Source organism: Burkholderiales bacterium, from assembly GCA_015075645.1.
Classification (GTDB): domain Bacteria; phylum Pseudomonadota; class Gammaproteobacteria; order Burkholderiales; family Casimicrobiaceae; genus VBCG01.
Window position 1 is genome coordinate 299,532 of sequence record JABTUF010000006.1, and the last position, 25,533, is coordinate 325,064.

General features: G+C 72.7%; 21 protein-coding genes. 19 read left to right on the forward strand and 2 right to left on the reverse strand.

What is annotated here, in order from left to right:
- Genes HS109_16955 through HS109_17005 form a run of 11 tightly spaced genes read left to right on the forward strand, consistent with a single transcriptional unit; the run spans position 1 to position 11,629 of the window.
- The gene (locus HS109_16955; GenBank protein ID MBE7524059.1) at positions 1 to 492 is read left to right on the forward strand and encodes a TerB family tellurite resistance protein; all 492 of its coding nucleotides are present in this window, start codon (positions 1 to 3) and stop codon (positions 490 to 492) included.
- Positions 489 to 1,460, forward strand: a complete 972-nt coding sequence (locus HS109_16960) for a glycosyl hydrolase (GenBank protein ID MBE7524060.1) — start codon at positions 489 to 491, stop codon at positions 1,458 to 1,460. The genes HS109_16955 and HS109_16960 overlap by 4 nt, the downstream gene beginning before the upstream one ends.
- Before the next feature lie 48 nt (positions 1,461 to 1,508).
- Positions 1,509 to 3,005, forward strand: coding sequence for an aldehyde dehydrogenase family protein (locus HS109_16965; GenBank protein MBE7524061.1), 1,497 nt, complete (start codon positions 1,509 to 1,511; stop codon positions 3,003 to 3,005).
- 26 nt (positions 3,006 to 3,031) lie between these two features.
- The gene (gene peaA, locus HS109_16970; protein MBE7524062.1) at positions 3,032 to 4,600 is read left to right on the forward strand and encodes a quinohemoprotein amine dehydrogenase subunit alpha; all 1,569 of its coding nucleotides are present in this window, start codon (positions 3,032 to 3,034) and stop codon (positions 4,598 to 4,600) included.
- Positions 4,597 to 6,009, forward strand: coding sequence for a radical SAM protein (locus tag HS109_16975; GenBank protein ID MBE7524063.1), 1,413 nt, complete (start codon positions 4,597 to 4,599; stop codon positions 6,007 to 6,009). The genes peaA and HS109_16975 overlap by 4 nt, the downstream gene beginning before the upstream one ends.
- A gap of 20 nt (positions 6,010 to 6,029) precedes the next feature.
- The gene (gene qhpC, locus HS109_16980; GenBank protein MBE7524064.1) at positions 6,030 to 6,353 is read left to right on the forward strand and encodes a quinohemoprotein amine dehydrogenase subunit gamma; all 324 of its coding nucleotides are present in this window, start codon (positions 6,030 to 6,032) and stop codon (positions 6,351 to 6,353) included.
- 22 nt (positions 6,354 to 6,375) lie between these two features.
- Positions 6,376 to 7,386: a hypothetical protein gene (locus tag HS109_16985; GenBank protein MBE7524065.1), complete on the forward strand. Its 1,011-nt coding sequence runs from the start codon at positions 6,376 to 6,378 to the stop codon at positions 7,384 to 7,386.
- A gap of 55 nt (positions 7,387 to 7,441) precedes the next feature.
- Entirely contained in the window at positions 7,442 to 8,278 is an 837-nt protein-coding gene (locus HS109_16990; protein ID MBE7524066.1) for a hypothetical protein, read from the forward strand.
- The gene (locus HS109_16995; protein MBE7524067.1) at positions 8,275 to 9,285 is read left to right on the forward strand and encodes a U32 family peptidase; all 1,011 of its coding nucleotides are present in this window, start codon (positions 8,275 to 8,277) and stop codon (positions 9,283 to 9,285) included. The genes HS109_16990 and HS109_16995 overlap by 4 nt, the downstream gene beginning before the upstream one ends.
- Positions 9,282 to 11,009 (forward strand): ABC transporter ATP-binding protein, encoded by a 1,728-nt coding sequence (locus tag HS109_17000; protein MBE7524068.1) that lies wholly within the window; start codon positions 9,282 to 9,284, stop codon positions 11,007 to 11,009. The genes HS109_16995 and HS109_17000 overlap by 4 nt, the downstream gene beginning before the upstream one ends.
- The gene (locus HS109_17005) at positions 11,006 to 11,629 is read left to right on the forward strand and encodes a S8 family serine peptidase (GenBank protein MBE7524069.1); all 624 of its coding nucleotides are present in this window, start codon (positions 11,006 to 11,008) and stop codon (positions 11,627 to 11,629) included. The genes HS109_17000 and HS109_17005 overlap by 4 nt, the downstream gene beginning before the upstream one ends.
- A 14-nt stretch (positions 11,630 to 11,643) precedes the next feature.
- Here the strand turns inward: HS109_17005 and HS109_17010 are convergent, their stop codons facing one another.
- Both HS109_17010 and HS109_17015 read right to left on the reverse strand, forming a co-directional pair.
- Positions 11,644 to 13,659, reverse strand: coding sequence for an enoyl-CoA hydratase/isomerase family protein (locus HS109_17010; GenBank protein MBE7524070.1), 2,016 nt, complete (start codon positions 13,657 to 13,659; stop codon positions 11,644 to 11,646).
- Between the two features lie 33 nt (positions 13,660 to 13,692).
- Entirely contained in the window at positions 13,693 to 14,883 is a 1,191-nt protein-coding gene (locus tag HS109_17015) for an NnrS family protein (protein ID MBE7524071.1), read from the reverse strand.
- Positions 14,884 to 15,051: 168 nt separating this feature from the next.
- Between HS109_17015 and HS109_17020 the strand changes: the two genes are divergently transcribed.
- From HS109_17020 to HS109_17055, 8 genes are read left to right on the forward strand one after another with little or no spacing between them, the layout of a single operon-like run.
- Complete coding sequence (locus HS109_17020) at positions 15,052 to 15,753, forward strand: GntR family transcriptional regulator (GenBank protein ID MBE7524072.1); 702 nt, start codon at positions 15,052 to 15,054, stop codon at positions 15,751 to 15,753.
- Between the two features lie 13 nt (positions 15,754 to 15,766).
- Positions 15,767 to 16,975, forward strand: coding sequence for a thiolase family protein (locus HS109_17025; GenBank protein ID MBE7524073.1), 1,209 nt, complete (start codon positions 15,767 to 15,769; stop codon positions 16,973 to 16,975).
- Between the two features lie 25 nt (positions 16,976 to 17,000).
- The gene (locus tag HS109_17030) at positions 17,001 to 18,533 is read left to right on the forward strand and encodes an AMP-binding protein (protein MBE7524074.1); all 1,533 of its coding nucleotides are present in this window, start codon (positions 17,001 to 17,003) and stop codon (positions 18,531 to 18,533) included.
- Positions 18,534 to 18,553: 20 nt separating this feature from the next.
- Positions 18,554 to 20,683, forward strand: coding sequence for a hydantoinase/oxoprolinase family protein (locus HS109_17035; GenBank protein MBE7524075.1), 2,130 nt, complete (start codon positions 18,554 to 18,556; stop codon positions 20,681 to 20,683).
- A complete protein-coding gene (locus tag HS109_17040) occupies positions 20,680 to 22,353 on the forward strand; it encodes a hydantoinase B/oxoprolinase family protein (protein ID MBE7524076.1) in 1,674 nt (557 codons plus the stop codon). Before HS109_17035 ends, HS109_17040 begins: the two co-directional genes overlap by 4 nt.
- Positions 22,354 to 22,374: 21 nt before the next feature.
- On the forward strand, positions 22,375 to 23,508 hold the full coding sequence (locus HS109_17045) for an acyl-CoA dehydrogenase family protein (protein ID MBE7524077.1): 1,134 nt from the start codon (positions 22,375 to 22,377) through the stop codon (positions 23,506 to 23,508).
- A 4-nt stretch (positions 23,509 to 23,512) separates the two neighbouring features.
- Positions 23,513 to 23,920, forward strand: a complete 408-nt coding sequence (locus tag HS109_17050) for a cobalamin B12-binding domain-containing protein (GenBank protein ID MBE7524078.1) — start codon at positions 23,513 to 23,515, stop codon at positions 23,918 to 23,920.
- Complete coding sequence (locus HS109_17055) at positions 23,917 to 25,533, forward strand: methylmalonyl-CoA mutase (GenBank protein ID MBE7524079.1); 1,617 nt, start codon at positions 23,917 to 23,919, stop codon at positions 25,531 to 25,533. The genes HS109_17050 and HS109_17055 overlap by 4 nt, the downstream gene beginning before the upstream one ends.

Consider the following 25,533-nt stretch of genomic DNA (forward strand, 5'->3'; position numbering starts at 1 on the left):
ATGTTCGATCGCATCCTCGCGTACCTCGCTTCGCCCCCGACCGCGGCGCCCGGCGCGCTCGCCGCGCCGTATCCGCGCCGCGTCGTCGCCGTCGCCGCGCTGCTGGTCGAACTCGCGCAGAGCGACCGCGGGCTCGCGGACCGCGAGCTCGCCACCGTCGAGCGCATCGTGCGCGAGCGCTTCGGCATGGACGAGGCGGGCGCCTCGAGGCTCGTCGAAGCCGCCCGGCGCGAGCTCGCCGCCTCGCTCGAGGACTGGGTGTTCGCCCACGCCGTGCGCGAAGGCTTCGACGCGGCCGAACGCGGCGGGATCGTCGCGCTGCTGTGGGAGGTCGTCTACGCCGACGGACACCTCGCGCGCCTCGAGGAGTCGCAGATGCGGCGGATCGCCGCGGCGCTCGGGGTCAGCGACGCCGACCGCGAAGCGGCGCGCGCGCAGGCGTTCGCACGCCTCGGCCGGGCCGGCGCGTCCGACGCCCAGGAGGCCGAGTGAAGCGCGCGCGCGCGGTCGCCGCCTGGGGTCTCGCGGTCCTCGCGACGGCTGCACTCGCGGTATCGTCCGCCGCGCCGCCCGCGCCCGCCCGCGAAGCGTTCCGTGCGCGCCTCGCGGCGCAGGCTCCGTTGCTCGCGCTGGCGCGCGCGGGCGATCGCCTCGTCGCGGTCGGCGATTTCGGCGTCGTCCTGCTCTCCGACGACCAGGGCCGCACGTGGCGCCAGGCGGCCTCGGTCGCGGCGCGCGAGATGCTCACCTCGGTCACGTTCGTCGATCCGGCGCGCGGCTTCGCCGTCGGCCACGGCGGCACGATCATCGCCACCACCGATGGGGGCGAGCACTGGACGCGCATCCACGAAGCCGGCGCCGACAACGTGCTGCTGTCGGTGTGGTTCGGCAACGCGAGAACCGGGGTCGCGGTCGGCGCATTCGGTTTCGCGATCGCCACCGCGGACGGCGGTGCGACATGGACACCGCTCACGCCGGGCGATGGCGACGATCGCGACCGCCACCTGAACGCGATCTTCGCCGGTCCCGCTGACACGCTCTTCGTCGCGGCGGAAGCGGGCACGGTGTTCCGCTCCCCCGACGGCGGGCGGTCATGGACCGTGCTGCGCCTGCCCTACGACGGCTCGTTCTGGGGCGGCATGACGCTCGCCGACGGCACCGTGCTGGTCTGGGGCATGCGCGGACACGTGTACCGATCGGCCGACCGCGGCGCGAGTTGGACCGAGGTGCCGACCGGCGCCACGCAGTCGTTCGCCGGCGGCACGCTCATCGCCGACGGCGCGATCGTGCTCGTCGGCCTCGGCGGCGCGGTCGCAACGAGCCGCGACGGCGGACGCACGTTTCGCACCGAACTCCGCAAGGAGCGGCAGACCTACTCGGCCGTCGCCCCGGGAGCACCCGGCCAGCTCGCGATCGCCGGGCTGTCCGGCGTCTCGTCGCTGCCGATGGCCGCGCCCTGATCCCAAGCCCATCGTCTTCCCCACCTCGCCACGGAGGCCCGCATGGACATGACCACACGCAATCTCGTCAGCGAAGCGGCCCGGAACTTTCTCGCCGCCCCGAAGAACATGCTGATCGGTGCCGACTGGGTCGACGCGGCCGACGGCGGCCGCCTCGAAGTGCGCAATCCCGCGACCGGCGAGGTGTTCGCCCATGTGCCCGCGGGCAAGGCGGCCGACGTCGACCGCGCGGTGCGCGCCGCGCGCGCCGCGTTCGAGGACGGACCCTGGCCCGCGATGAGTCCGGCGCAGCGCGAGCGGCTCATCCTCGCGCTCGCGGACAAGGTCGAAGCGAACGCCCAGGCGCTCGCCGAAGTCGAGGCGCTCGACAACGGCAAGTCGGTCGGGCTCGCGCGCCACGTCGACATGGCGATGGCGGTCGACTACCTGCGCTACATGGCGGGCTGGGCGACCAAGATCGAGGGCGCGACGCACGACGTGTCGGTGCCGTTCATCCCGCAGGCGAAGTTCTTCGCGTGGACGCGCCGCGAGGCGGTCGGCGTCGTCGGCGCGATCATCCCGTGGAACTTCCCGCTCTTGATGGCCGCGTGGAAGATCGGGCCGGCGCTCGCCGCCGGCTGCACGGTGGTGCTGAAGCCCGCCGAGGAGACGCCGCTCACCGCGCTGTGGCTCGCGCAGCTCGCGCTCGACGCCGGCATCCCGCCGGGTGTCGTGAACGTCGTCACGGGACTGGGCGAGACCGCCGGCGCGGCGCTCGCGTCGCACCCGGGCATCGACAAGATCGCGTTCACCGGCTCGACCTCGGTCGGCAAGCTCGTGCAGCGCGCGGCGGTCGACAACATGACGCGCGTGTCGCTCGAACTCGGCGGCAAGTCGCCGGTGATCGTGCTCGACGACGCGGACCCGGCGACCGCCGCGGCCGGCGCCGCACAGGCGATCTTCTTCAACCAGGGCCAGGTCTGCACGGCCGGGTCGCGGCTCTACGTGCAGAAGAAGAACTTCGACAAGGTCGTCGGCGAACTCGCGGGCATCGCGGGCGCGATGAAGCTCGGCCCCGGCCTCGACCCGGCGAGCCAGTTGGGCCCGCTCGTCTCCGAAGTCCAGCGCGACCGCGTGTGCGGCTACATCGCGAGCGGCGTGAGCCAGGGCGCGAAGGTCGCTGCCGGCGGCGGCCGCTCCGGCGACAAGGGCTACTTCGTGCAGCCGACCGTGCTCGTCGACGCGCGCCAGGACATGCGCGTCGTGCAGGAGGAGATCTTCGGCCCGGTCGTCGTCGCGCTGCCCTACGACTCGATCGACGACGCGGTCCGCCTCGCGAACGACACGCCCTACGGGCTCGGCGCGTCGATCTGGTCGAACGACCTCTCGCGCGTGCACCGGATGATCCCGCGCATCAAGGCGGGCACCGTGTGGGTGAACTGCCACAGCATGCTCGACCCGAGCCTGCCGTTCGGCGGATTCAAGCAATCCGGGTTCGGCCGTGAGATGGGCCGCGCCGCGATCGACCTCTTCACCGAGGTCAAGTCCGTGATGATGGCGGTGTGAGCCGCGACTCGAAGCGGAGGACGACGATGCGACACGAATGGATGGCGATCCTCGCGTTCGCCGCCGCGCTCGCGACCGCGACCGGCGGCGCGAGCGCGACGGCGTTCGGACCGGACACGCTGGTGCGCGCGAAGTGCGGCACCTGCCACGCGAGCGCGCCGGATGGGCGGATTCCCAGGGTCGAGGACGTGCGCACGACGCCGGAGGAGTGGACGGTCATCGTCGACCGGATGCGCCGGCTGCACGGCATGAGCCTGAAGGCGGGGGAAATGGACCGCCTGCTGAAGGAACTCGCCGCGACGCAACTCCTGTCGCCCTCCGAGCAGGCGCAGGTCGCCTACCTGTCGCTGTGGCACAACGCGCAGGTGCAGGAGATCCCGTCGGGACCGCAGGAGGAGAAGGTGTACACGACCTGCGTGCGCTGCCATTCGGCGGGGAAGATCCATTCGTACCGGATGACGCGGGAGGCCTGGGCGAAACTGCGCGACTTCCACCTGTACGCATCGCCCACGGTGGTCCTGACGATGCGCGAGATGCGGTGGATTCCCGAGGCCGACGCCGCGCTCGCCTACTTCGCGCAGAAGCAGCCCTACGGCGGCGCGCGACCCGCCGCGGCGGTGGCGCTCGCGGGCCGCTGGGCGGTGTTCGGCACCGCGCCCGGCCGCGGCACCTACCGGGGCGAAGCGCGGATCGCGGACAAGGGCGACGCGGAACTCTCGATCTCGGGGAGCGTCACCTACAGCGACGGGATGACCGAGTCGTTCGCCGGCGACGGCACGCTCTACGGCGGCTATGCGCTCCGCACGCGCACGTCGACCAACGGCTTCGAAACGCGCGGGGCATTCATCGCGTCCTCCGACGAGATCACCGGCGAGTGGCACCTGCCCGCGCCGGACTTCCGGACCTCGCAGTCGCACTGGGTTCGCATCGGCGACACCCCGAAGGTCGCGCGGATCGTCCCCGGCTACCTCGTCGCCGGCGAACGCACGAAGCTGTCGATCGAGGGCGTCGCGCTGCCGGACGCGAGGGCCTCCGACCTCGTCTTCACGGGAGGCGCGGTCAAGGTGCTCGCGCTGAAGAAGACGGGCCCCGGCACGCTGGAGGCCACCGTGGAGACCGGCGCGACGAAACTCGCAGAAGCGCGGGTGACGCTCGCCGGCGTCGATGCGGGCAGCATCACGCTCGCGCCGCGCATCGACCACATCGCGATCACGCCGTCGACCGGGCGTGCGCGCATGTCGGGCGGGACGCACTATCCCGCCGAAGGCGTCCAGTTCGAGGCGATCGCCTACGCGAAGTCCGGCAGCGGCAAGGGCGCCGCGCCGGTGGCACTGGGGCCGGTGCCCGCCGTGTTCCGTCTCGCCGAACTGAAGACCCGTCCGGGCGACGACGACCTGACCTGGCTCGGGACGATCAGCCCGAACGGCACCTACCTGCCCACGGTCGACTACGCGCCCAACCCGAAGCGCACCTACAAGGGCGAGAACAGCGGGCTCGTCAAGGTGCTGGCGCGCTACACGCGCGGCGGCACGACCTACGACGCCGCGGCCGAACTCGTCGTTACCGTCCCCGACTACATCGCGAGGCTGCGATGAGCCAGGCCTACGCGTTCGCGGACCACCGCATCTTCGTCTCCGACGACGGCGACGGCGGCGCGCTCGTCTTCGGCGCGGACCAGGCGAGCCTCTTCGCCATCGACCGCGCGACGCGCGAGGCGATCGAGCGCTGGCGCGACCGTGCGCCGATCGTGCTCGAGGAGGTGCCCGCCGACGACCGCGACGTGCTCGACGCGCTCGCCGACGCGCAACTGCTGGTCCCCTCCGAATGGCTGCCGCGGCCGCCGCGCGCGCCGATCGATCCTGCCGCGATCCCGCTCGCCACGCTGGTGCTCGAAGCCGCGCAGACCTGCAACCTGCGCTGCACCTATTGCTACGCGGGCGGCGGCTCCTACGGCGGCGAGGCGCGCGTCATGCGTCCCGACCTCGCCGCGCGCGCCGCGCGCCACCTGGTCGAGTCGTCGGGCGCACGCGACACCGTCACGATGGTGCTGTTCGGCGGTGAGCCGCTGATGAACCTGCCCGCGCTGCGCGCCGCCGTCGCCGAGGGCGAGGCCGCGGCGCGGGAACGCGGCAAGACCTTCGTCGTCTCGATCACGACCAACGGCACGCGGTTCTCGTCCGAGGCGCTCGATTTCCTCGCCGAGCACCGGATCGGCGTCTCGGTCAGCATCGACGGGCCGCCCGACGTGCACGACGCGAACCGGCGCTACGCGGGGAAGAGCGGCGGCGGCACCTACGCCGACGTGGTCGACGGCGTGGCGCGGCTCACCGCGCGCACCGGCCGGCCGCCCGCCGCGCGCGTGACCCTCGAGCCGCGCCAGTGGTCGCGGATCCCGGAGGTGTTCGAGCACGTGCGCTCGCTCGGCTTCCTCGAAGTCGCGATCGCGCCGTCGAGCCCGGTGTCGGCGGTGCTGCTGCCCACCGCCGAGGACGAGGCGGCGCTGCTCGCGGGATTCGCGGAGCTCGCGCAGCGCTTCGTCGACGAGGCGGCGAGCGGGCGCATCCTGCCGTTCTCCAACCTGCTCGACCTCCTCGCGAAGCTTCATCAGGGCGACGTGAAGGCCGAGCCCTGCGGCGCCGGACTGGGATACGTGGCGATGGACGCGGTCGGCGAGTTCTTCCTGTGCCACCGCTTCGCCGGCAACGCGAAGTTCCGGGTCGGCAGCCTCGACGAGGGCATCGACTACGCGAAAGTGCGGGACTGCCTCGACGAACAGGCCGCGCCGCGCGCGAGCGCGTGCTCGACCTGCTGGGCGCGCAGCCTGTGCGCCGGCGGCTGCCACTACGAGAACCACCAGCGCGAATCGGTGTTCGGACTCGCGCAGGGCGGCTCCTGCGACTTCATCCGGAGCTGGATCGAACTCGGCATTCGCGTCTACGGACGACTGCGCGAGGACCCGAGCCACCCGGTCCTCGCATTCCTCGGCCGGCGCGCGGCCGGCTGATCCCCGTCGAAGGAGGCACGATGAAGAAGAAGCTCATCGAAGCGTTGAACCAGAAGGCGAAGGCGATCGAGCGGCTCGCGGACGGCGAGCGCGCCACCGGGGAGGCGCACGCGCAGCCGCGGATGCCGCAGGGCTGCACGACGATCTTCGACACCGGCTGGGAAACCAACCCGCGCCCGACCTTCCCGGTCGGCAACTGCCAGGCGTCCGCGCGCGACTTCCACGGCTGCGTCGGCGACTGCTGGTGGCCCGCGCAGGCGCCCGACGGCCTCGTCAACCACCGCGAGTTCGACGTGCAGTGCCCGAACATCGCGCGCGACTGGCGCAACCTCAAGTACGACTGATTCCCTGGACAGGAGGCCACGCATGCGCTGGAACACGTTCATCGTCGCGGCGTTCGCGGTGGCGGCGCTTTGCGCCGCGCCGCACGCGGACGCGGGCGACCGCTACTACTACCTGGGCTACGGCGTGGTCCAGGTGGTCGACGGCGCGACCGACACGATCGTCGCCGACATCCCGGTCAAGGGCGCGGCGCGCGAGGCGGACCTGAGCGCGGACCGCAGGTTCCTCTACGTGGCGAGCAACCGGCACCTCGTGCACAAGATCGATCTCGGAGCGAACCGCGTGGTGTCGACCACCGACATCAAGAGCGACGGCTGGGACCGGCTGATGTTCGGCTTCGCGCTCGCGCCCGACGGCAAGACCGCCTACGGTGCGTTCCTGTCGCGCCGCGCCGAGAAGGGCGAGGCGATCATCGGCAAGCCGGTGGTCGCCCAGTTCGACCTCGACTCCGGAAGGATCGTGCGCAGCGTCGAGGTGCCGTGGGGCGTCGCGCACCTCGTGCGCGCCAACGACGGCAGGACGATCTACGCGTTCGGGCCGGAACTCTACACGATCGACACCACCGGAGCGGACCTGCGGATCGCGGCGACGCAGCCGATCCTCGACCAGGGCAAGAACATGCTGCCGTTCTGGGACTACTCGTTCGACAACGGCGGCGTCGCCAGCATGAACTACTACACGGCCACCGCGATGGGCGTGATGCTCGTCGACCAGAAGACCGGCGCGATCGAGGACATCGTGCTCGCCGGCGATCCCGTGATGGCGTACTCGGTGGTGCTCGCCCCGGACCGCAAGCGCGCGTGGGCGGTCATGGACGACCTGGTCGAGATCGACCTCGTGAAGAAGAAGTACCTCCGCTCGGTGGAGATCGCCGAGGGCACCTCGTACGGCGTCAACATCTCGTCGGACGGCAGCAAGGTCTACGTGGCCGGAGGCGGCTCGACGCTGACGGTGTACGACGCGAAGTCGCTGAAGCCGCTCAAGGTGCTGCAGATGGCCTCCGACGGCATGGATCTCCGCCGCGTCTCGAACTGACCGCGGCGGAGGCATCGCCGCGCCGGGAGACGGGCACCCGAGCATCGGAGCGCGCATGGAATACGGCCTGCGCCTGACCGACCCGGCGGTGGTTCCGCCGGATCCGCGCGAAGCGTTCCCGCCGCAGTGGCGCGGGATGCTTCCCGACGGGCGCGCCGTCGCGCTCTATTTCGGCACGGAGTTCTGCGAGGATCGGCTGCCGGACGCCGACGCGGCGCTCCGCTGCTGCGAACTCGCGCGCGAGCACGATCTCGAGCCCACGCTCGCCACGCCGCTGGTTTCGCCGCAGGGGCTCGAGCGGATCGACCGGCTGCTCGCGGCGATCGTCGAGGGCGGCCACCACCCCGCCGTCGTGTTCAACGACTGGGGCGTGCTCGAACTCGTGCGCGCGCGCCAGCCGACGCTGCCGCTGCGCGCCGGCCGCCTCGTCAACCGGTCGCTGCGCGATCCGCGCGGCTATCGCGACGCCCCTTCCGGCGCCGCGACGCACGACGGCGCGCGTTACGCGCGCGTGCGGAGCCTCCTGCGCGACCTGGGCGTCGCCGCGCTCGAGACCGACGCGGACCTCGAAGGCGGCTTCCTCGGCGACGGCGACGGCGACGCGCGTCCCCTCGGCCGCGCACTGCACCTGCCGTTCACCTATGCCGCCTCGGGCCGCGGCTGTCCGCTCAAGGCCGCGCTCTACCCGGAAGGCGGCGGCTTCGCCAAGGCATTCGCCGATCCCTGTCCCGCGCCCTGCCACGGCAAGCCGCTGCCGGTGCATCGCCCCGACACCGCGCTGCCGCACTGGCGGGCCGGCAACACGCTGTTCTACGAACTGCCGCGCGACGCCGCGCATTCGTGGCTGTCGCGCACCGACCGCATCGTCGTGCACGAGGCGCCCGCGCCGTGAAGATCCTCGCGCCGCTGCGCTGCTCCGACGAGGTGCTCCCGCTCTCCGACGCCGGCGCCGGCGAGTTCTACTGCGGCATCGCGCCGCCGGGCTGGGACGAGGAATTCGGTTCCGCCGCGGTCCACCGCCGCAGTTCGCGCTCCGCCGGCGTGCCGGATCTCGCCGACCTGCGGCGCATCGTGGACCGCGCCGGCGGGCGTCCGGTGTTCGCGACGTTGAACGCGCCGTCGTACCCGTCGGCCGCGATCCCGCGGCTGGTCGAGTTCGGCCGCGCGCTCGTCGAGGACGAGGGTGTCGCCGCGCTCATCGTCGCCGAACTCGAACTCGTGCTCGCGTTCGCCGAAGCCGGGCTCGCGTCACGCGTCCACCTCTCGAGCCTCGCGACCTGCCGCAATCCCGGCGCCGCGGCGTTCTTCCGCGGGCTCGGCATCGCGCGCGTCATCCTGCCGCGCCACGTGACGCTCGCGGAGATCGAGGCCACCGCGATCCCCGGCCTCGAGTGGGAGGCCTTCCTGATGAACGACGGCTGCACGTTCGAGGAAGGCACCTGCTCGACGACGCACGCGTTCACGCCCTACTGCATCGACGATCGCGTCGGCGAGACGCAAAACCGTCTCGACGAGCGCTACGCGTTCTGGCGCTGGACACTCGACAACTGCGGCTCGCAGACGAGCCGCGGCTTCACGCTCGGTCCCTGCGGCCTGTGCGCGCTGCCGCGGCTCGCGGCGATCGGCATCGCGAGCCTGAAGGTGGTCGGCCGTGAGGCGCCGCTCGCCCGCAAGGTCGCCTCGGTGCGCCTCGCCGCGCACGCGCTCGAGGTCGCGGGAGGCGGAGGGTCGCGCGAGGCGATCCGCGACGCGGTCGTCGCCCTGCGCGGCGCGCCGCAACTCTGCGAGGGCGCGCACCTCTGCTACTACCCGGACGTGTGGGCCGACCGCCTGCCGGCGCAGCGCGCCCGGCCGTCGGCGGGCGGCTTCCGGCGCATCCCGATCGCGGACCGGTCATGACGGGCGAACTCGCGGGCTACGCGCGTCACCTGTCGGGGCACGGCCGCACGCTCGCCGTGCTGTTCGTGCTGGGCCTCGCCGGCGCCGCGGTGTCGCTCGCCACGCCGCTCCTCGGCATGGCGTTCGTCGACGCGGTGGCGACGCACGCGAACTACGCCGCGATCCCGTGGATCGCCGCCGCGCTCGTCGGTCTCGCGCTCGCCGACCTCGCGCTCGGCGCGCTCTCCGCCCGCGTCCACGCGGGCCTGTCGGCCGACGTGCTGAACGCGCTGCGTTCGCGCCTGTTCGCCCGCTGCGTCGACGGACCGCTCGACGAAGTCGAGGCGTTCCGCCACGGCGATCTCCTCGCGCGCTTCGGCACCGACGTGCCGCGCATCGAGGCGCTGATCGTCGGCGGGCTGCTCGGCGCGCTGCAGGGTGCGCTGTTCCTGGCGGTGGCCGCGGCCATCACCTTCCACCTGTCGCCGCCGCTCGCGCTGTGGAGCTTCGCGGGCCTCATCCTCGCGCTCGTCGCGACCCGCGCGTTCCGTCCCGCCGTCGAGCGGCGCACCCGCCGCATCCGCGACACGATGGCCGACCAGTCGCATTTCCTCTCCGAGCGGCTCGCGGCGCTGCGCGCGATCCGCCTGCACCGCACCGCGCGCGACGAGTCCGCTGCGCTCGACGCGGTGCAGGCGCGCCTCAGGCGCGAGGTGACCGGCTTCCAGTGGCTCGACTCGGCCTCCTCCGGCGTTCCGGGCCTCGCGCTCACGCTCGCGCTCGCGTGGATCTACGTGATGGGCGGACGGCTGATCGAGACCGGCGCGATCACGCTCGGCACCTTCGTCGCGTTCGTGCTCTACCAGGGTCGCCTGTTCGCGCCCGCGCAGGGACTCCTCGGCCTCGTGCGCAACCTGCAGCAGGCGCGCGCGAGCGTCGAGCGGGTGACCGAGGTGCTCGGAGGCGAGGGCGGCCCGGCGCAGGTCGACGTCGACGTGCCGGACCCGGCGTCACCGCATGCGATCGAGTTCCGCAACGTGACCTTCGCATACCGCGACAAGGCGCCGGTGCTCCGCGAGGTCGACCTCGCGATCGCGCCCGGCGAACGCGTCGCGCTCGTCGGCGCCTCCGGCGCGGGCAAGTCCACGCTCGTCCATCTCCTCTTCGGCGTGCGCGAACCCGACACCGGCAGCGTCCGGGTCGGCGGCCGACGAGCGCGCGACCTCGCAGGCGAGGGCGAGGCAGCGCTCGGCTACGCCGGCGCCGAACCGTTCCTGCTGCACGCGAGCGTCGAGGCGAACCTGCGCTACGCCGCGCCCGGCGCCACGCGCGAGGCGATCGCCCGCGCGCTCGCGATCGCCGAAGCCGAGTCGTTCGTCGCGGCACTGCCCACGGGCCTCGACACCGTCATCGGTGGTCGCGGGCTCGCGCTCTCCGACGGGCAGCGCCAGAGGCTCGGCATCGCGCGCCTCGTCCTGCAGGCGCCGAAGGTGCTCGTCCTCGACGAAGCGCTGTCCGGCCTCGACCTCGCCACCGAGCGCGCCGTGCGGCGCAATCTGCGCGCGGCTTTTCCCGACCGCACCATGCTGGCGATCTCGCATCGCCCGGTCGGGCCCGGCGACTTCGACCGGGTCCTGCTGCTCGACGGGGGACGCCTGCGCGAGGTCACGTCCGCCTGCCTGCCCGCGCTTCTCGCCGCACCCGCAGGTCCGAAGGCGTCTCGCGCGCCGGTGGCGGCCCGATGACGACGCTTCGCATCGGCATCGTCGACAGCGGGGTGAACGCCTGGCATTCGCACGTGCGCGGCGAGATCGGCGGGTGCGCGCTCGAGGTCGCGCCCGACGGCAGGATCGTCGAGCACGACGACTTCCGCGACCGCTCGGGCCACGGCACCGCCGTCGCCGGCGTCATCCGCGAGGGACTCGCCGACGCGCGTCTCTACGCGGTGCGCGTGTTCGACGACGCGCTCGCCGCCTACCCGTCGGTGGTCGCGCGCGGCATCCTGCGCGCCGCCGCCGAGGGCTGCGACTTCATCAACCTCTCCGTCGCGGTTCCGCCCGGTCCGGGCGGCGAGGCGCTCGAAGCCGCGTGCGCCGCGGCGATCGAGGCGGGCTCGGTGCTGGTCGCGTGCGCGCCGCCCGGGCGCGAAGGCTGGCTGCCGGCATCGCTGCCCGGCGTCCACGCCGCGATCGCCGACGATCGCCTGTCGCCGGGCGAGGTACGCGAGGCGGGCCCCCGCCGGCTCGCCGCCTGCGGCGCTCCCCGCGACCTCGACGCGATTCCGCGCGGCGCGAACTTCGCGGGGCACAGCTTCGCCTGCGCCCGCGCGCTCGTCCACCTCGCGCGGCGCCGCCTCGCTCGTTGAGGATGCGAATGCGGTCAGCCGGTGCGCGCGAAGTCGGGCGCTCGCCGCTCGGCGAACGCCGCGATGCCCTCGCGCGCCGCCGGCGTGCACGCGCTGCGGCCGAACGCCCGGTAGCCGACGTCGAGCGCCTCGGCGAGCGTCGGCGCGGCCGCCGCCTCCCGGATCGCGTCCTCCATCAGCGCGAGGATCGTCGGGCTCAACGCCATGCCCGCCGCGGACGTCGGGGCCACCGCCTCGAGCGGCGGGATCGCCACCGCGCCCTCGGCGATTCCTGCGCGTCCGCGAGCGAGCGCGCGCACCTCGCGTATCGCCGCGCGGATGAGGGCGTGCGGATCGTCGGCGAGCGCGGCCACGATGCCGAGGTCGAGCGCGCGCGCGGCGCCGAGCTTCTCGGCGCGGCGAAGCATCGCGTGGAAGGTCGCCGCAGCCTGCGGCCAGCGCCGGTAGGGCACGACCATCGCGCCGATGCCCGGCAGGATTCCGAGCGTGATCTCGGGAAGCTGCATCCACGCGTCGCGCATCGCGACGATGGCGTGGCAGCGCATCGCGAGCTCGAAGCCCCCGCCGAGCGCGTAGCCGTTCAGCGCCGCGACGACGGGCTTCGCGCAGGCGTCGAGGTGGACGAGGAGCCGCGAGCAGTCGCGCGCGTACTGCGCGGACGCCCCGGCGTCGCCCAGCATCGACGGGAAGCGCCCGATGTCCGCGCCCGCGCAGAACGCCCGCTCGCCGTAGCCGGTGACGACGAATCCCGCGACGGCGTCGTCATGCTCGTGGCGCGAAATGACGTCGAGCACCTCGTCGGTCATCTCGTCGTGCAGCGCGTTCTGCGCCTCCGGCCGGCGCAGCGTGATCACCTTGACGCCGTCGACGTCGTCGACCAGCACGTGCCGCGCGAACGCCTGGTAACGCGCGAGCGGGCGCTTCGGCCCGGGCATGCCCGGGCGCTCGCGCACGAAGCGGTCGAGGATGCGCCCGCACTCCCCTTCGCCCAGCGCGCGCGCGAGGTCGAGCGGCCCCTGCCGGAAGCCCAGCGCGACGCGGCATCCGAGGTCGAGGTCCGCCGCGTCGCCGATCCCGCGGTCGAGGATGTCGACGCTCTGCGAGAGAAGCACGCCCAGCAGCCGGTCGCGGATCGCCGCGGCGTTCGAGGGTTCGACCTCGACGCGCCTGCCCGGCGCGACGGTCTGCCACTCGCCGACCGAGCGGAAGATCGGCGCCGGGCGGTAGTGCTCGCCCTCCTCGTCCGCCTGCAGCGTGTTGGTCTCGACGATGATCGGATTGCCGCGCGCGAGGTTCAGCACCGCGAACGGGCCGGCGTGCACGAACTCGCCGGCGACGGTGTCGATCTCGGCGGCGGTCGCGCGGTCGAGCAGCAGCGCCGCCTCGTTGCACCAGTTGTCGAACACCCGGTCGAGCATGAAACAGGGCACGTCGGCGGTGACGAGCGGCACCTTGCCGGTCGCGCAGAACACGCGTCGCAGGTGGTCGACGAGGCCCGGACCCGCGCCCGGCCAGTCGACGACCTCGACCGCGGGGTTGCGCCACGCCGGCGCGAAGAAGTGCGTGACGGTGGCGCGCGCGGGCACGCGCATCGCCGCGAAGATGCGCACGGCCGGGAGCGAACTCGTGTTCGACGTGACGAGCGCATCGTCGGCGACGCGCGCCTCCACCGCCGCGAAGATTCGGCGCTTGAGGTCGAGGTTCTCGGTGGCGGCCTCGATCACCCAGTCGGCGCCGGAGAGCGCGTCGTAGTCGACGCTGCCGCGGATGCCGTGCAGGATCGCGTCGGCCTGCTCGCGGCTCGACTTGCCGCGCGCCACCGCCTTCTGCGCGTAGCCGTCGAGGCGCCGCAGCGCCGCGTCGATCGCCGGCTGCGCGACGTCGACGAGCGTCAGCGCGACGCGGGGCAGCGCGCTCTTGATCCAGTAGCCGATGTCCGGGCCGATCGATCCGGCGCCGATCACCGCGACGTGACGGGGCAGCGGTCGGAGCGGCGCGGCGAGCAGCGGGTTGGCGAGGCGGACGTTCAAGGAGACCTCTTCGAGGGGAACGATGACGGAAGCTCAGCGCGGGGCAGGAGGTTCGCGCGCGGAGAGCGGAGCGGCGACGATGCGCGGCAGGCTCGGCCGAAGCAGGATGGCGCCGAAGGTCGCGAGATAGAGCGCGAACGCGGTGGCCCAGGCGAGGCCGGCCGCGACGACGAGGATCGCGCCGTCCACGGCGAGCGCGCCTGTGACGCGAGCGAAGGCGGCCACCTGGACCAGCACGTGTGCCGCGACGACCCTGCCGGACAGGTCGAGCGGTCGGCCGGTGTGGCGCAGCGCGACGCGCGTCATGATCCCGATCATCGCGGAACCGAGCGCTCCGACGGTGAACGCGTGCAGCCACGCGCGCTCGGCGGGCGCGATCCCGGCGCTGCCGAGCGCGAGGAGGAGGAACGCCACGGTCATCCACGCATAGCCGGCGTGCATCGTCCACAGGAGCGGCGCGTCGAAGGTCTTCCAGCCTTGCCAGCGCACGAGGCGCACGGCGTTGAGCGCGAATGCGGCGAGCGCGACCGCCACCCTCCACGGGGGCGCCGCGCCGGCGAGGTCGACCGCCGCGACCGCGACGATCGAGCCGATCGCCGCGGTGTCGAGCGCGGGCCACGCTCGCGCCTGGTCTCCGCGACCCTTGGCCCTCAGGTGGTTGCCGGTGAACACCGGCGTGAACACGCCGCAGGCGAGCGCGTAGAGCAGCACGAGCGCGTGGACCGCAGCGCGCAGGCCGATGCCCGGCTCGCCCAGCACGAACATCGCCTCGCCCGCGGCGAACGCGGCGAACACGACGATCGCCATCAGGTAGCGGCGATCCGGATGCGGGGCGAGTTGGACGACGAGCAGGCCGGACATCGCCGCCCAGGGCGCGGCCGCGAGCGCGAGCGCGAGGGCCGGCGGCAGCAGGTCGCGCGACCAGAACGCGACGCGGCCGGCGAGCCACAGCGCGACGAGCAGCGCGAGCGGTGTGCCGCGGATCTCGCGGGTGCCCGCCCAGCCGGGCAGCGCCGTCAGCGTGATGCCGCAGGCGATGGCGCCGGCGAAGCCGTACAGCATCTCGTGGCCATGCCAGGCGCTCGACGCGTGCGCCGGACCTGCGGACGCCTGCACCGCGGTCCACGCAGCCATCAGGACGACGCCGTAGCCGGCGCCGAACACGCAGAACGGCCGGAACGGGCTCGCCCACAGGGCGGCGGTCGTGGGCGTCGTCGGAGGCATCGCGGTCGATCGATCGCGGTTCCCGCGCGACGCCGCTCGCGGCGGTTGACAGCGGCGGGACCGATGTATACCGTACCCGGAATACGGGATACATGCAATCGGCGCGCCCCGGGAGATCCGCCGGCCCGCGCATCGCGCCGCCCTCCGCCCACGACCGCTCCTCTGACGATGACGCCCGCGCTGAAGCCCGTCGACCGCCCGGAAGGCCTCGGCGACCAGGTCTACCGGACGCTGCGCGAGTATCTCGGCAGCCACGTGATCGTGCCCGGGCAGCGCCTGCAGGAAGCCCCGCTCGCGCTCTCGCTCGGCGTCTCGCGCACGCCGGTGCGCGAGGCGCTCGCGCGGCTCGAGAGCGAGGGTCTCATCGCCGCCGACGGCCGCAGCTTCGTCGTTCCGGTCCTGGACGACGCCGACGTCGACGAGATCTACGACCTGCGCGGCCTGCTCGAGCCGGCGGCGCTCTCCCGCGTCGCCGCGTCCGCGCCCACGGCCCGCGCGCTCGCGCCGGTCGCCTCGGCGCTGAAGAGCGCCGAGGCCGCGGAACGCGACGGCGATGCCGAGGCGTTCATCGAGGCCAACGCCCGCTTCCACGCCTCGTGGCACGCGCTGGTCGCGAACCGGCGGCTCCTGCGCGCCATCGCGCTCTCGTCGGGGCACGTCCGCTACCTGCGCGTGCTCACGCTGAACGACGCGACCGCCCGCAAGGCGGCGCTCGCGGGCATGCGCGCGATCGTCGCCGCGCTGAGAAAGGGCGACGCCGGACGCGCCACCGAGGTGATGCGCGAGCACCTGCGCGTCGCGCGCGCCCACCTGCGCGACGCGCTCGACCGCATCGCGCGCGAGACGCATCCGGGCGCCGACGCGCGCTGACCACCTCGCGACCATGGCGTTCCAGGCCGAGATTCCGTACGGAGCCTACTGGTCGACGCCGTTCGCGCGCTGGCAGGGAAGCCTCGCGCACCTGCACAGCCTCGAGTTCGCGGCCTACGTCGCGAAGGCGGAACTCGCCCGTCGCAGGATCGATCCGGCGGCGATCGATCACGGCGTGCTCGGATTCTCGGTGCCGCAGATGCATGCGTTCTACGGATTGCCGTGGCTCACGGGCATGGCCGGGGCGAAGGCGACCGCCGGACCGACCGTCATGCAGGCCTGCGCGACCGGCGCGCGCGTGCTGCTCGCGACCGCGCAGGAAGTCGAGGCCGGCATGGCCGAGGTCGCGCTCGGCGTGACCTGCGACCGCACGTCGAACGGCCCCCACCTCTACTACCCGAACCCCAACGGCCCCGGCGGCACCGGCGCGCACGAGGACTGGGTGCTCGGCAACTTCAACTGCGACCCGCTCGGAGCGCACGCGATGATCGACACGGCGGAGAACGTCGCCGCGTCGCACGGCTTCTCGACCGTCGAGCAGCACGAGGTCGTGCTCCGGCGCGAGGAGCAGTACCGCGCCGCGCTCGCCGACGACCGCGCGTTCCTGAAACGGTTCATGACGCTGCCCTTCGACGTGCCGTCGGCGAACTTCCGCAAGGTCGTGGGCCGGCTCGACGGCGACGAGGGCGTCTCGTCCTCGACGGCCGAGGGCCTCGCGCGCCTGAATCCGGTGAAGCCCGGTGGCAGTGTCACCTACGGCGGCCAGACGCACCCGGCGGACGGCAACGCCGCGATCGTCGTCGCGACCCCGGCCCGCGCGCGGGAGCTCTCGTCGCGCCCCGCGATCGCCGTGCGCCTGCTGGGCTTCGGCCAGGCGCGCGCGGGGCTCGCGCGCATGCCCGAGGCCACGGTCCCCTCGGCGCGACGGGCGCTCGAGCGCGCGGGACTCGCGTTCGACGACCTCGACGCGATCAAGACGCACAACCCGTTCGCGGTGAACGACCTGGTGTTCGCGCGCGAGACCGGCGTCGATCTCGCCCGCATGAACCAGTACGGCTCGTCGCTGGTCTGGGGCCACCCGCAGGCCCCGATGGGCACGCGTTCGATCATCGAACTCGTCGAGGAACTCGCCGCGCGCGGCGGCGGGCGGGGACTGTTCGCCGGCTGCGCGGCCGGCGACAGCGCGATGGCGGTGGTGCTGGAAGTGGTCGATCGCCGCTAGCGGGATTCCGGAGTCGAGCGCCGACATGGACCTGTCACACTGGATCGAGCGACAGGCGGCATTCGCCCCCGCCAAGGTGGCGCTCGCCTGCGACGGCGCCCGCCTGACCTACGCGGAACTCGACCGCGAGATCCGCGCCGTCGCCGGCGCGCTCGCCGCGGCCGGCGTATCGCGCGGCGACCGCGTCGCGCACCTGGGCTACAACGCCATCGAGCAGATCCTGCTCCTGTTCGCCTGCGCGCGCATCGGCGCGATGTTCGTGCCGCTGTCGTGGCGGCTCGCGCCGCCCGAGCATCGCTCGATGCTCGCCGACTGCCGCCCGAGCGTGCTCGTCGCCGCGGACCCGTTCGTCGCGCCGACCGAGGCGATCCTCGGCACCGCGGATGGGCTCGTGCGCGTGACCCTCGGCGCGCCGCGCGAAGGCTGGATGTCGTGGGACGCGTTCCGCGCCGGCGGCGATGCGGCCGACGCCCCGCGCATCGAGGACGCCGACGCGGCGCCGGTGCTCCTGTGCTACACGTCGGGCTCGACCGGGCAGCCGAAGGGCGTGGTGCACGCGCAGCGTTCGCTCCTCGCGAACGCGGTCAACAGCACGCACATGCACGATCTCACGAGCGACGACGTCGTGCTGACGACGCTGCCGCTCTTCCACGTCGGCGGCCTCAACATCCAGACGCTGCCGGCGCTCCACGCCGGGGCCTCGGTCGTGCTCCATCCGCGCTTCGATCCGCGCCTCGCGATCGACGCGCTCGAACGCGACGCGATCACGCTGACCGTGTTCGTGCCCGCGCAGCTCGAGGCCCTCGCGCGCGAGGAGCGCTGGCGCGACGCCGACCTCTCGCGCCTGCGCTCGATCTCGACCGGATCGACGATCATCGGCGAGGGCTTCGTGCGGCGCGACCTGCAGCGCGGCGTGCCGCTCCTGCAGGTCTACGGCTCGACCGAGACCTGCCCCATCGCCGCCTACCAGCGCATCGGCGACGCGCGCGGCCATCCCGGGTCGATCGGCAAGGCGGCGCTGCACTGCGAACTGCGCGTCGTCGACGAGTCGGGCCGCGATGTCGCGCGCGGCGTCTCCGGCGAGATCTGGGTGCGCGGGCCGAACGTCATGGAGGGCTACTGGAACCAGGCCCGGGAGTCGCATGAGGCGCTCGCCGGCGGCTGGTACCGCACCGGCGACGTCGCGCACGCGGACGCGGACGGGTGGCTCTTCGTCGACGGCCGCCGCCGCGACCTGATCATCTCGGGAGGCGAGAACGTGTACCCGGCCGAGATCGAGAACCTGCTCGCCCTCTGCCCCGACATCGCGGAAGTCGCGATCGTCGGGCGCCCCGACGAACGCTGGGGCGAGGCGGTCGTCGCCGTGGTCGTGCCCGCGCGCGGCGCGACGCTCACGCGCGAGGCCGTGTGTGCGCTGCTCGAGGGTCGCGTCGCGCGCTACAAGCACCCGCGCGACGTCGTCTTCGCCGACGCGCTGCCGCGCACCGCGCTCGGCAAGGTCAGGCGCGAGGACCTGAAACGCCTCGCCCGCCGCGAGCCGGTCGCCGGCTCCGCATGAACCACACCCAGGGACAGACGATGGGCACCCGGATCGGCATCGACGTCGGCGGCACCTTCACCGACTTCATCCTCACGCGCGACGGTGCGCCGCCGCTCTTGCACAAGGTGCTCTCGACCCCCGCCGATCCGTCGATCGCGGTCGTCACCGGCCTTTCGGAACTCGCCGCGATGGCCGACCCGTCGCGCGACGCGCGCTCGTTCGTGGCGTCGATCGAGACGATCGTGCACGGCACGACGGTCGCGACCAACGCCACGCTCACGCGCACCGGAGCGAAGTCCGCGCTCCTGACGACCGAGGGCGTGCGGGACGCGCTGGAGATGCGCCGCGGCATCCGCGAGAAGCAGTACGACAACACGTACACCAACGTCCTGCCGCTGGTCCCGCGCCGGCTCCGCGCGGGCGTCGGCGGGCGCCTCGACCGCCACGGCCGCGAGGTCGCTCCGCTCTCGCTTCGCGCCGTCGACGAGGCGATCGAGCGCTTCCGCGCCGAGGGCATCGAGGCCGTCGCCATCTGCTTCATGCATGCGTACGCCAACCCGGAGCACGAGGCCGCGGTCGCGACGCGCGTGCGCCAGGCGATGCCCGGCGCGTTCCTCAGCGTATCGTCCGCGCTGCTGCCGTCGATCCGCTTCTACGACCGCGTCTCGACCACCGCGCTCAACGCCTACGTCGGGCCGAAGCTGAACCGCTACGTCGAGCGGCTGGTCGAGCGCCTCGGCAGCGCCGGATTCCGCGGGACGCTCCTCATCATGCAGAGCAACGGCGGCGTCATGTCGCCCGAGGTCGCGCGCTCGAGCCCCGCGCTCACGCTGCTGTCCGGGCCCGCGGGCGGCCCCGCGGCCGGGCTCCACTACGCGCGGACGCTCGGCGTCGATCGCGCGATCACCACCGACATGGGCGGCACGAGCTTCGAGGCGTCCGCCGCGGTCGGCGCGCCGCTCCTCGTCAGCGACGGCGAGATCGCGCGCCACCGGATCGCGCTGCCGATGCTCGACATCCACACGATCGGCGCGGGCGGCGGGTCGGTCGGCTGGATCGACGCCGGCGGCCTCCTGCGGATGGGACCGCAGAGCGCGGGCGCGGACCCGGGGCCGGCGTGCTACGGCAAGGGCGGCACGCTCCCGACCTCGACCGACGCGAACCTCGTGCTGGGCTACCTCGCCCCCGACTACTTCGCCGGCGGTCGCATGCGGCTGTCGACGGAGGCCGCGCGGGAGGCGATCCGCGTCCACGTCGCCGAGCCGATGGGCCTCACGATCGAGGACGCGGCGGCCGGCATGTACCGCGTCGTGTGCAACAACATGGCGCAGGGCGTGCGCGAGGTGACGATCAAGCGCGGATGGGATCCGCGCGAGTTCCCGTTCGTCGCCGCGGGCGGCGCGGGTCCGATCCACTCGTGCCAGATCTGCAACGAGCTCGAGATCCCGTTGCAGGTCGTGCCGCGCGAGTCGTCGGTGCTGTGCGCGATGGGGATGCTCCTCTCCGACCTGCGGCACGACTACGTGCGCACCTTCGTCGCGAAGCTCTCCGCGCTCGACTGGGGCCGGTTGAACGCCCTCGTCGACGCGATGGTCGCCGAGGGCGACCGGCAGCTCGGCGCGGAGCGCATCCCGCCCGCGCGCCGCCGCCACGAGGTGACGCTCGACTGCCGCTACCTCAAGCAGTACCACGAGGTCGGCGTCGAGGTTCCGCGCGAGGCGCTCCGCGCGAACGACGCGGCCGCGATCGCGCAGGGCCTGCACCGCGAGCACAACCGCCTCTACGGCTACTCGCTCGAGCGCGAGGATCCGCCGATCGAGATCATCAACGTCCGGGTGCGATCGGAAGGCTCGGTCGACAAGCCGCGCGCACCGCAGGAGCCCTGGGCGGGCGAGGACGCCTCCGCCGCGATCAAGGGTCGCCGCGCCATGTACGTTCCCGAGGAGCGCGCGTTTCGCACCGTCCCGGTCTACGACGGCCACCGCCTCGCCTTCGGTGGGCGCATCGTGGGCCCGGCGATCGTCGAGGAGGTCACCACGGCGATCGTGGTGACGGGCGCCTGGGACGCGATCGTCGACCGCCACGGCTCGCTCGTCCTCCACCGCAAGGGCCGCGAGGATCTCGTCGCCCGCGTGGCCGCGCCGCAATCCACGGAGGTCGCCGCATGAAGATCGACCCGATCCTGCTCTCGGTGTACGCGCGGACCTTCCGCTCGATCACCGACGAGATGAGCATCTCGATGCAGCAGACGACGCGCTCGCCGATCCTGTGCGAGGCGAAGGACTTCGTCACCGGCCTCTACGACGCCGACGGGCGGATGCTCGAGCAGACCGAGAACCTGCCGATCCTCGCCTTCTCGCTCGCCCCGGTGTGCAAGCACCTGCGGGCCACCTTCGGCGACGACCTCCATCCGGGCGACGTCATCCTGCACAACGACGTGTTCAGCCTCGGCAACCAGAACAACGACGTCGCGGTGTTCAAGCCGGTGTTCTTCGAGGGGACGCTCGTCGCGTGGACCGCCGTCAAGGGCCACCAGGCCGACATCGGCGGCGCGGTCGCCGGCGGCTACAACCCGAACGCGACCGAGGTGTGGCAGGAGGCGCTGCGCATCCCGGCGGTCAAGGTGATCGAGAAGGGCAAGCTCCGCCGCGACGTCTGGGAGCTGATCCTCGCGAACATCCGCTTCGACATCGTGCGCCACGATCTGCAGGCGCAGATCGGCGCCTGCACGATCGGCGAGCGCCGCGTGGTCGAGTTGCTCGCGAAGTACGGCCACGAGCACTTCGAGATGCACAAGCTCGCGCTGTTCGACGCGACGCGCAGGATGATGGAGGCCGAGATCGCGAAGATCCCCAACGGCCGCTACTCCGGCGAAGGGCAGGTCTACTACGACGGCCGCCACGAGGGCTCGAAATTCACGATCCGCGTCGACGTCGACGTTTCCGACCGCAGCATCCGCTTCGACTATTCGCGCACCGACGCGCAGACCAACGGCTTCGTCAACGGGACGTTCACGTCGAGCGCGTCGGCGACGATCCTGACGCTCCTGCAGATGATCAACCCGGACATCCCGCACAACGAGGGCATGGTCGAGCCGGTCGAGATCGTGATTCCCGAGGGCACGATCCTCAACGCGTCGTACCCGAAGGCGACGACCTTCGGCAACCACCTGTGCCCGCCCAACGCCGACGCGATCCAGCGCGCGCTCGCCCCGGCCCTGCCCGACCGCGTGACCGCGGGCTGGAACAACCTGCTCTGCTCGCTTACGACCGGCATCGACCCCGAGACGCGCGACAAGTACGTCGACATCGGGTTCATGGGGCTCAAGGGCGGCTCGGGCGCGATGCGCGGCACCGACGGCTACGACCACATCGGCATGATCGACGCCTCGGGCGGTCTCCTCGACCAGGACTACGAGATGTTCGAGCTGCAGACGCCGCACCGGTTGATCCGCCACGAGTACCTGTGCGACTCCGCGGGCGCGGGCGAGTGGCGCGGCGGGCTCGGTGTCGAGACGCTGTTCGAAATCGGATCCGACGACACGCAGCTCGTGACCTTCGGCGACGGCGACTTCGAGCCCGCGTTCGGACTCTTCGGCGGCGGGGACGCGACCCTCAACTTCATCCGCCTCACCTACCCCGACGGCCGCACCGTCGTGCCGCGCAACAAGGACCTCATCACCGGCGTGCCGAAGGGGACGGTCTACCACCAGCAGGCGGGCGGCGGCGGCGGCTACGGCGATCCGCGGCGGCGCGACCGCGCGCGCGTGCGCGACGAGCTTCGCAACGGCGTGATCTCCGAGCGCGCCGCGCGCGAGGTCTACGGCCTCGAGGACTGACCGCCCCGCGCGCCACCGGCCATGGACTTCGCGCTCACCGACGAGCAGCGCCAGATCCGCGACACCTTCGCGCGGTTCGTCGACGCCGAGGTCGCGCCGCGCGCCGCCGCGCTCGACGAGGCGCACGCCTACCCGCGCGACCTCGTGGTCCGGCTCGCCGACCTGGGCTTCTTCGCGATGCGCTACCCGGAATCGCGCGGGGGGCTGGGGCTCGACCTCGCGACCTTCTGCCTCGCGCTCGAGGAGATCGCGCGCGGCTCGATGTCGCTCGCCGGCTGCGCCGCGATGCAGGCGCTGATGGGCACCAAGTTCCTCGACCTCCTCGGCAGCGACGAGATCGTCGAGCGGCTGCTGAAGCCGGCGCTGGCGGGACGCAGGATCGGCGCGATCTGCATGACCGAGCCGGACGCCGGCTCCGATCTCGGCGGAATCGCGACCACCGCGCGCAAGGTCGACGGCGGCTACGTGCTCGACGGCCGCAAGACCTGGGTCACGGCGGCGCCGGTCGCCGACTTCTTCACCGTGTTCGCGCGCGCGGGCGAGGCGCGCAGGCTCACGATCTTCCTCGTCGAGCGCGGCTTCGACGGCGTGGCCGTCGGACGCTCGATCGAGAAGATGGGCGTGTGGGCGCTGCCCACCTCCGAGGTCGCGTTCGACGGCTGCTTCGTCCCCGACGGCCACCGGCTATCGCGCGAGGAGGGCGACGGCGAGGAGCACCTGCGCCGGACCCTCGCCGAGATCCGGATCATCACCGGCGCGATGGCGCTCGGCGTCGCGCGCGCGGCGCTCGACGAGGCGACGCGCTACGCCGGCGAGCGGGTCCAGTTCGGCAAGCCGATCAACCGCTTCCAGGCGATCCAGACGAAGCTCGCCGAGATGGCGACCGATTGCGCGGCGGCGGTCCACGTGGTCCGCCACGCCGCATGGTGCCGCGACCAGGGCCTGCCGCACCACCAGGAAGCGGCGATCGCGAAGCTCTTCGCCACCGAGGCCGCGGCGCGCGTCTGCGACCAGGCGGCGCGCGTGCTCGCCTCCTACGGTTACGCGATGGAGTTCCCGGTGCAGCGCTACCTGCGCGACGTGCGCTTCACGCTGATCGGCGGCGGCACGAGCGAGATCCTGAAGCTCGTGATCGCCAAGGAGATGACGAGGTGAGACCGTGAGCCCCGCCGCCCGCGCGCGGCCGATCAAGGTCCTGCTGGCGAAGCCCGGACTGGACGGGCACGACCAGGGCGCGAAGGTGGTCGCGCGCGCGCTCCTCGCCGCCGGCATGGAGGTGATCTACACCGGCCTGCGCCAGACGCCGGAGGCGGTGGCGCGGATCGCGCGCGACGAGGACGTCGACGTGATCGCGCTCTCGTCGATGGCCGGGTCGCACCTCGCGTTCTGCCGGCGTCTCGCTCCGCTGCTCGACGAAGCGGGTCTGCGCGACAAGCTCTGGATCATCGGCGGCAACCTCCCCGGCCGCGACCACGACGCGCTGCGCGAACTGGGCTTCCGCGGCGTGTTCCCGACCGGCGCGCGGCTTCCCGACATCACCGCCTTCATCGAGGGGAACGTGGCATGAACGACCGCCTGCCTTCCGGCGTCGCGCCGGTCGTCAACGAATCCGGCATCGCGATCAAGCCGCTCTACACGGCGCAGGACGTGGCAGACAGCGGCGGCACGTCGATGCTGGGCGCGCCCGGCGAGTACCCGTTCACGCGCGGGATCCACCCGCTCATGTTCCGCAAGCAGCCGTGGACGATGCGCCAGTACACCGGCTTCGGCAACGCGGCGGACACGAACGCGCGCTTCAAGTACCTGATCGCGAACGGCCAGACCGGGCTCAACGTCGCCTTCGACCTGCCGACGCAGTGCGGCCTCGACTCCGACGATCCGCTCGCCGAAGGCGAGGTCGGCCGCGTCGGCATGGCGGTCGATTCGCTGCGCGACGTCGAGGTCGCGTTCGACGGCATCGACCTCGACCGCATCACGGTGTCGCTGACGATCAACGGCTCCGCCGCGATCCTGATCGCGATGTACCTCGCGATGGCCGAGCGGCGCGGCTTCGACCTCGCGACGCTGCGCGGCACCGCCCAGAACGACATCCTGAAGGAGTTCGTCGGCCGCGGCACCTGGGTGTTCCCGGTCGAGCCCTCGCTGCGGCTGGTCGGCGACACCATCGAGTACTGCGCCGCGCACGCGCCGAAGTACAGCCCGGTGTCGGTCTGCGGCTACCACATCCGTGAATCCGGCGCGACGCCGGCGCAGGAGATGGCCTACGCGTTCTGCATCGCCTCCGCGTACGCCGACGAGGTGGTGCGGCGCGGCCTGTCGATCGACGAGTTCGCCGGACGGCTGTCGTTCAACTTCAACATCTTCGGCAACCTGTTCGAGCAGGTCGCGAAGTTCCGCGCCGGCCGCGGGCTGTGGGCGAAGGTCGTGAAGGAGCGGCACGGCGCGCAGAAACCGGGCTCGATGTGGCTGCGCATGATCGCCGGCGGCGGCGGCGGCGGTCTCACCTTCGAGCAGCCGGAGCTCAACATCGTGCGCGGCGCCTACTACGCGCTGATCAGCGCGTTGTCCGGCGCGCAGACGATGGCGCTGTGCTGCTACGACGAGGCCTACACGATCCCGAGCGAGTACGCGCAGCGCATCTCGCTGCGCACGATGCAGCTCCTGATCGAGGAGATGGGACTCTGCGACACCGTCGACCCGCTCGGCGGCTCCTACTACATCGAGACGCTCACCAACCAGATGCGCGCGGAGATGGAGCGCATCATGGCCGAGGTCGACGCGGAAGGCGGCATCGTCGGGCTGATCGCGAGCGGCCGCATCCAGTCGAAGGTGTCCGCGCAGGCCTACCGCCACCAGGTCGACCTCGAGTCCGGGCGCTTTCGCAAGGTCGGCGTCAACTGCTACCGCACCGAGGGCGAGGAGCCGGACGTCGAGTTCCATCCGTACGACGAGGCGGACGCGCACGCGCAGGTCGCACGCCTCGCCGAACTGCGCCGCACCCGCGACGCCGCCGCGGTCGCCGCGGCACTCGACGCGGTGCGCCGCGCCGTGGTGGACGGCGCCAACACGATGCCCGCGATCGTGGCCGCGGTGAAGGCCTACGCGACCGTCGGCGAGATCACCTCGGCGCTCGCGTCCGTCGTCGGCCGCTACCGCGAGCCGATCCGTTTCGAAGGATGA

Excerpts from the sequence above, each read along its gene's own strand:
- HS109_17025 (MBE7524073.1), top strand. The coding sequence starts at position 15,767 with ATGGCGTTCCAGGCCGAGATTCCGTACGGAGCCTACTGGTCGACGCCG.
- HS109_17040 (MBE7524076.1), top strand. The coding sequence starts at position 20,680 with ATGAAGATCGACCCGATCCTGCTCTCGGTGTACGCGCGGACCTTCCGC.
- HS109_17005 (MBE7524069.1), top strand. The coding sequence starts at position 11,006 with ATGACGACGCTTCGCATCGGCATCGTCGACAGCGGGGTGAACGCCTGG.
- HS109_17020 (MBE7524072.1), top strand. The coding sequence starts at position 15,052 with ATGACGCCCGCGCTGAAGCCCGTCGACCGCCCGGAAGGCCTCGGCGAC.
- HS109_17030 (MBE7524074.1), top strand. The coding sequence starts at position 17,001 with ATGGACCTGTCACACTGGATCGAGCGACAGGCGGCATTCGCCCCCGCC.
- HS109_17055 (MBE7524079.1), top strand. The coding sequence starts at position 23,917 with ATGAACGACCGCCTGCCTTCCGGCGTCGCGCCGGTCGTCAACGAATCC.
- HS109_17015 (MBE7524071.1), bottom strand. The coding sequence starts at position 14,883 with ATGCCTCCGACGACGCCCACGACCGCCGCCCTGTGGGCGAGCCCGTTC.
- HS109_17045 (MBE7524077.1), top strand. The coding sequence starts at position 22,375 with ATGGACTTCGCGCTCACCGACGAGCAGCGCCAGATCCGCGACACCTTC.
- HS109_16975 (MBE7524063.1), top strand. The coding sequence starts at position 4,597 with ATGAGCCAGGCCTACGCGTTCGCGGACCACCGCATCTTCGTCTCCGAC.
- HS109_16955 (MBE7524059.1), top strand. The coding sequence starts at position 1 with ATGTTCGATCGCATCCTCGCGTACCTCGCTTCGCCCCCGACCGCGGCG.
- HS109_16985 (MBE7524065.1), top strand. The coding sequence starts at position 6,376 with ATGCGCTGGAACACGTTCATCGTCGCGGCGTTCGCGGTGGCGGCGCTT.
- peaA (MBE7524062.1), top strand. The coding sequence starts at position 3,032 with ATGCGACACGAATGGATGGCGATCCTCGCGTTCGCCGCCGCGCTCGCG.
- HS109_17035 (MBE7524075.1), top strand. The coding sequence starts at position 18,554 with ATGGGCACCCGGATCGGCATCGACGTCGGCGGCACCTTCACCGACTTC.
- HS109_16990 (MBE7524066.1), top strand. The coding sequence starts at position 7,442 with ATGGAATACGGCCTGCGCCTGACCGACCCGGCGGTGGTTCCGCCGGAT.
- HS109_16965 (MBE7524061.1), top strand. The coding sequence starts at position 1,509 with ATGACCACACGCAATCTCGTCAGCGAAGCGGCCCGGAACTTTCTCGCC.
- HS109_17000 (MBE7524068.1), top strand. The coding sequence starts at position 9,282 with ATGACGGGCGAACTCGCGGGCTACGCGCGTCACCTGTCGGGGCACGGC.
- qhpC (MBE7524064.1), top strand. The coding sequence starts at position 6,030 with ATGAAGAAGAAGCTCATCGAAGCGTTGAACCAGAAGGCGAAGGCGATC.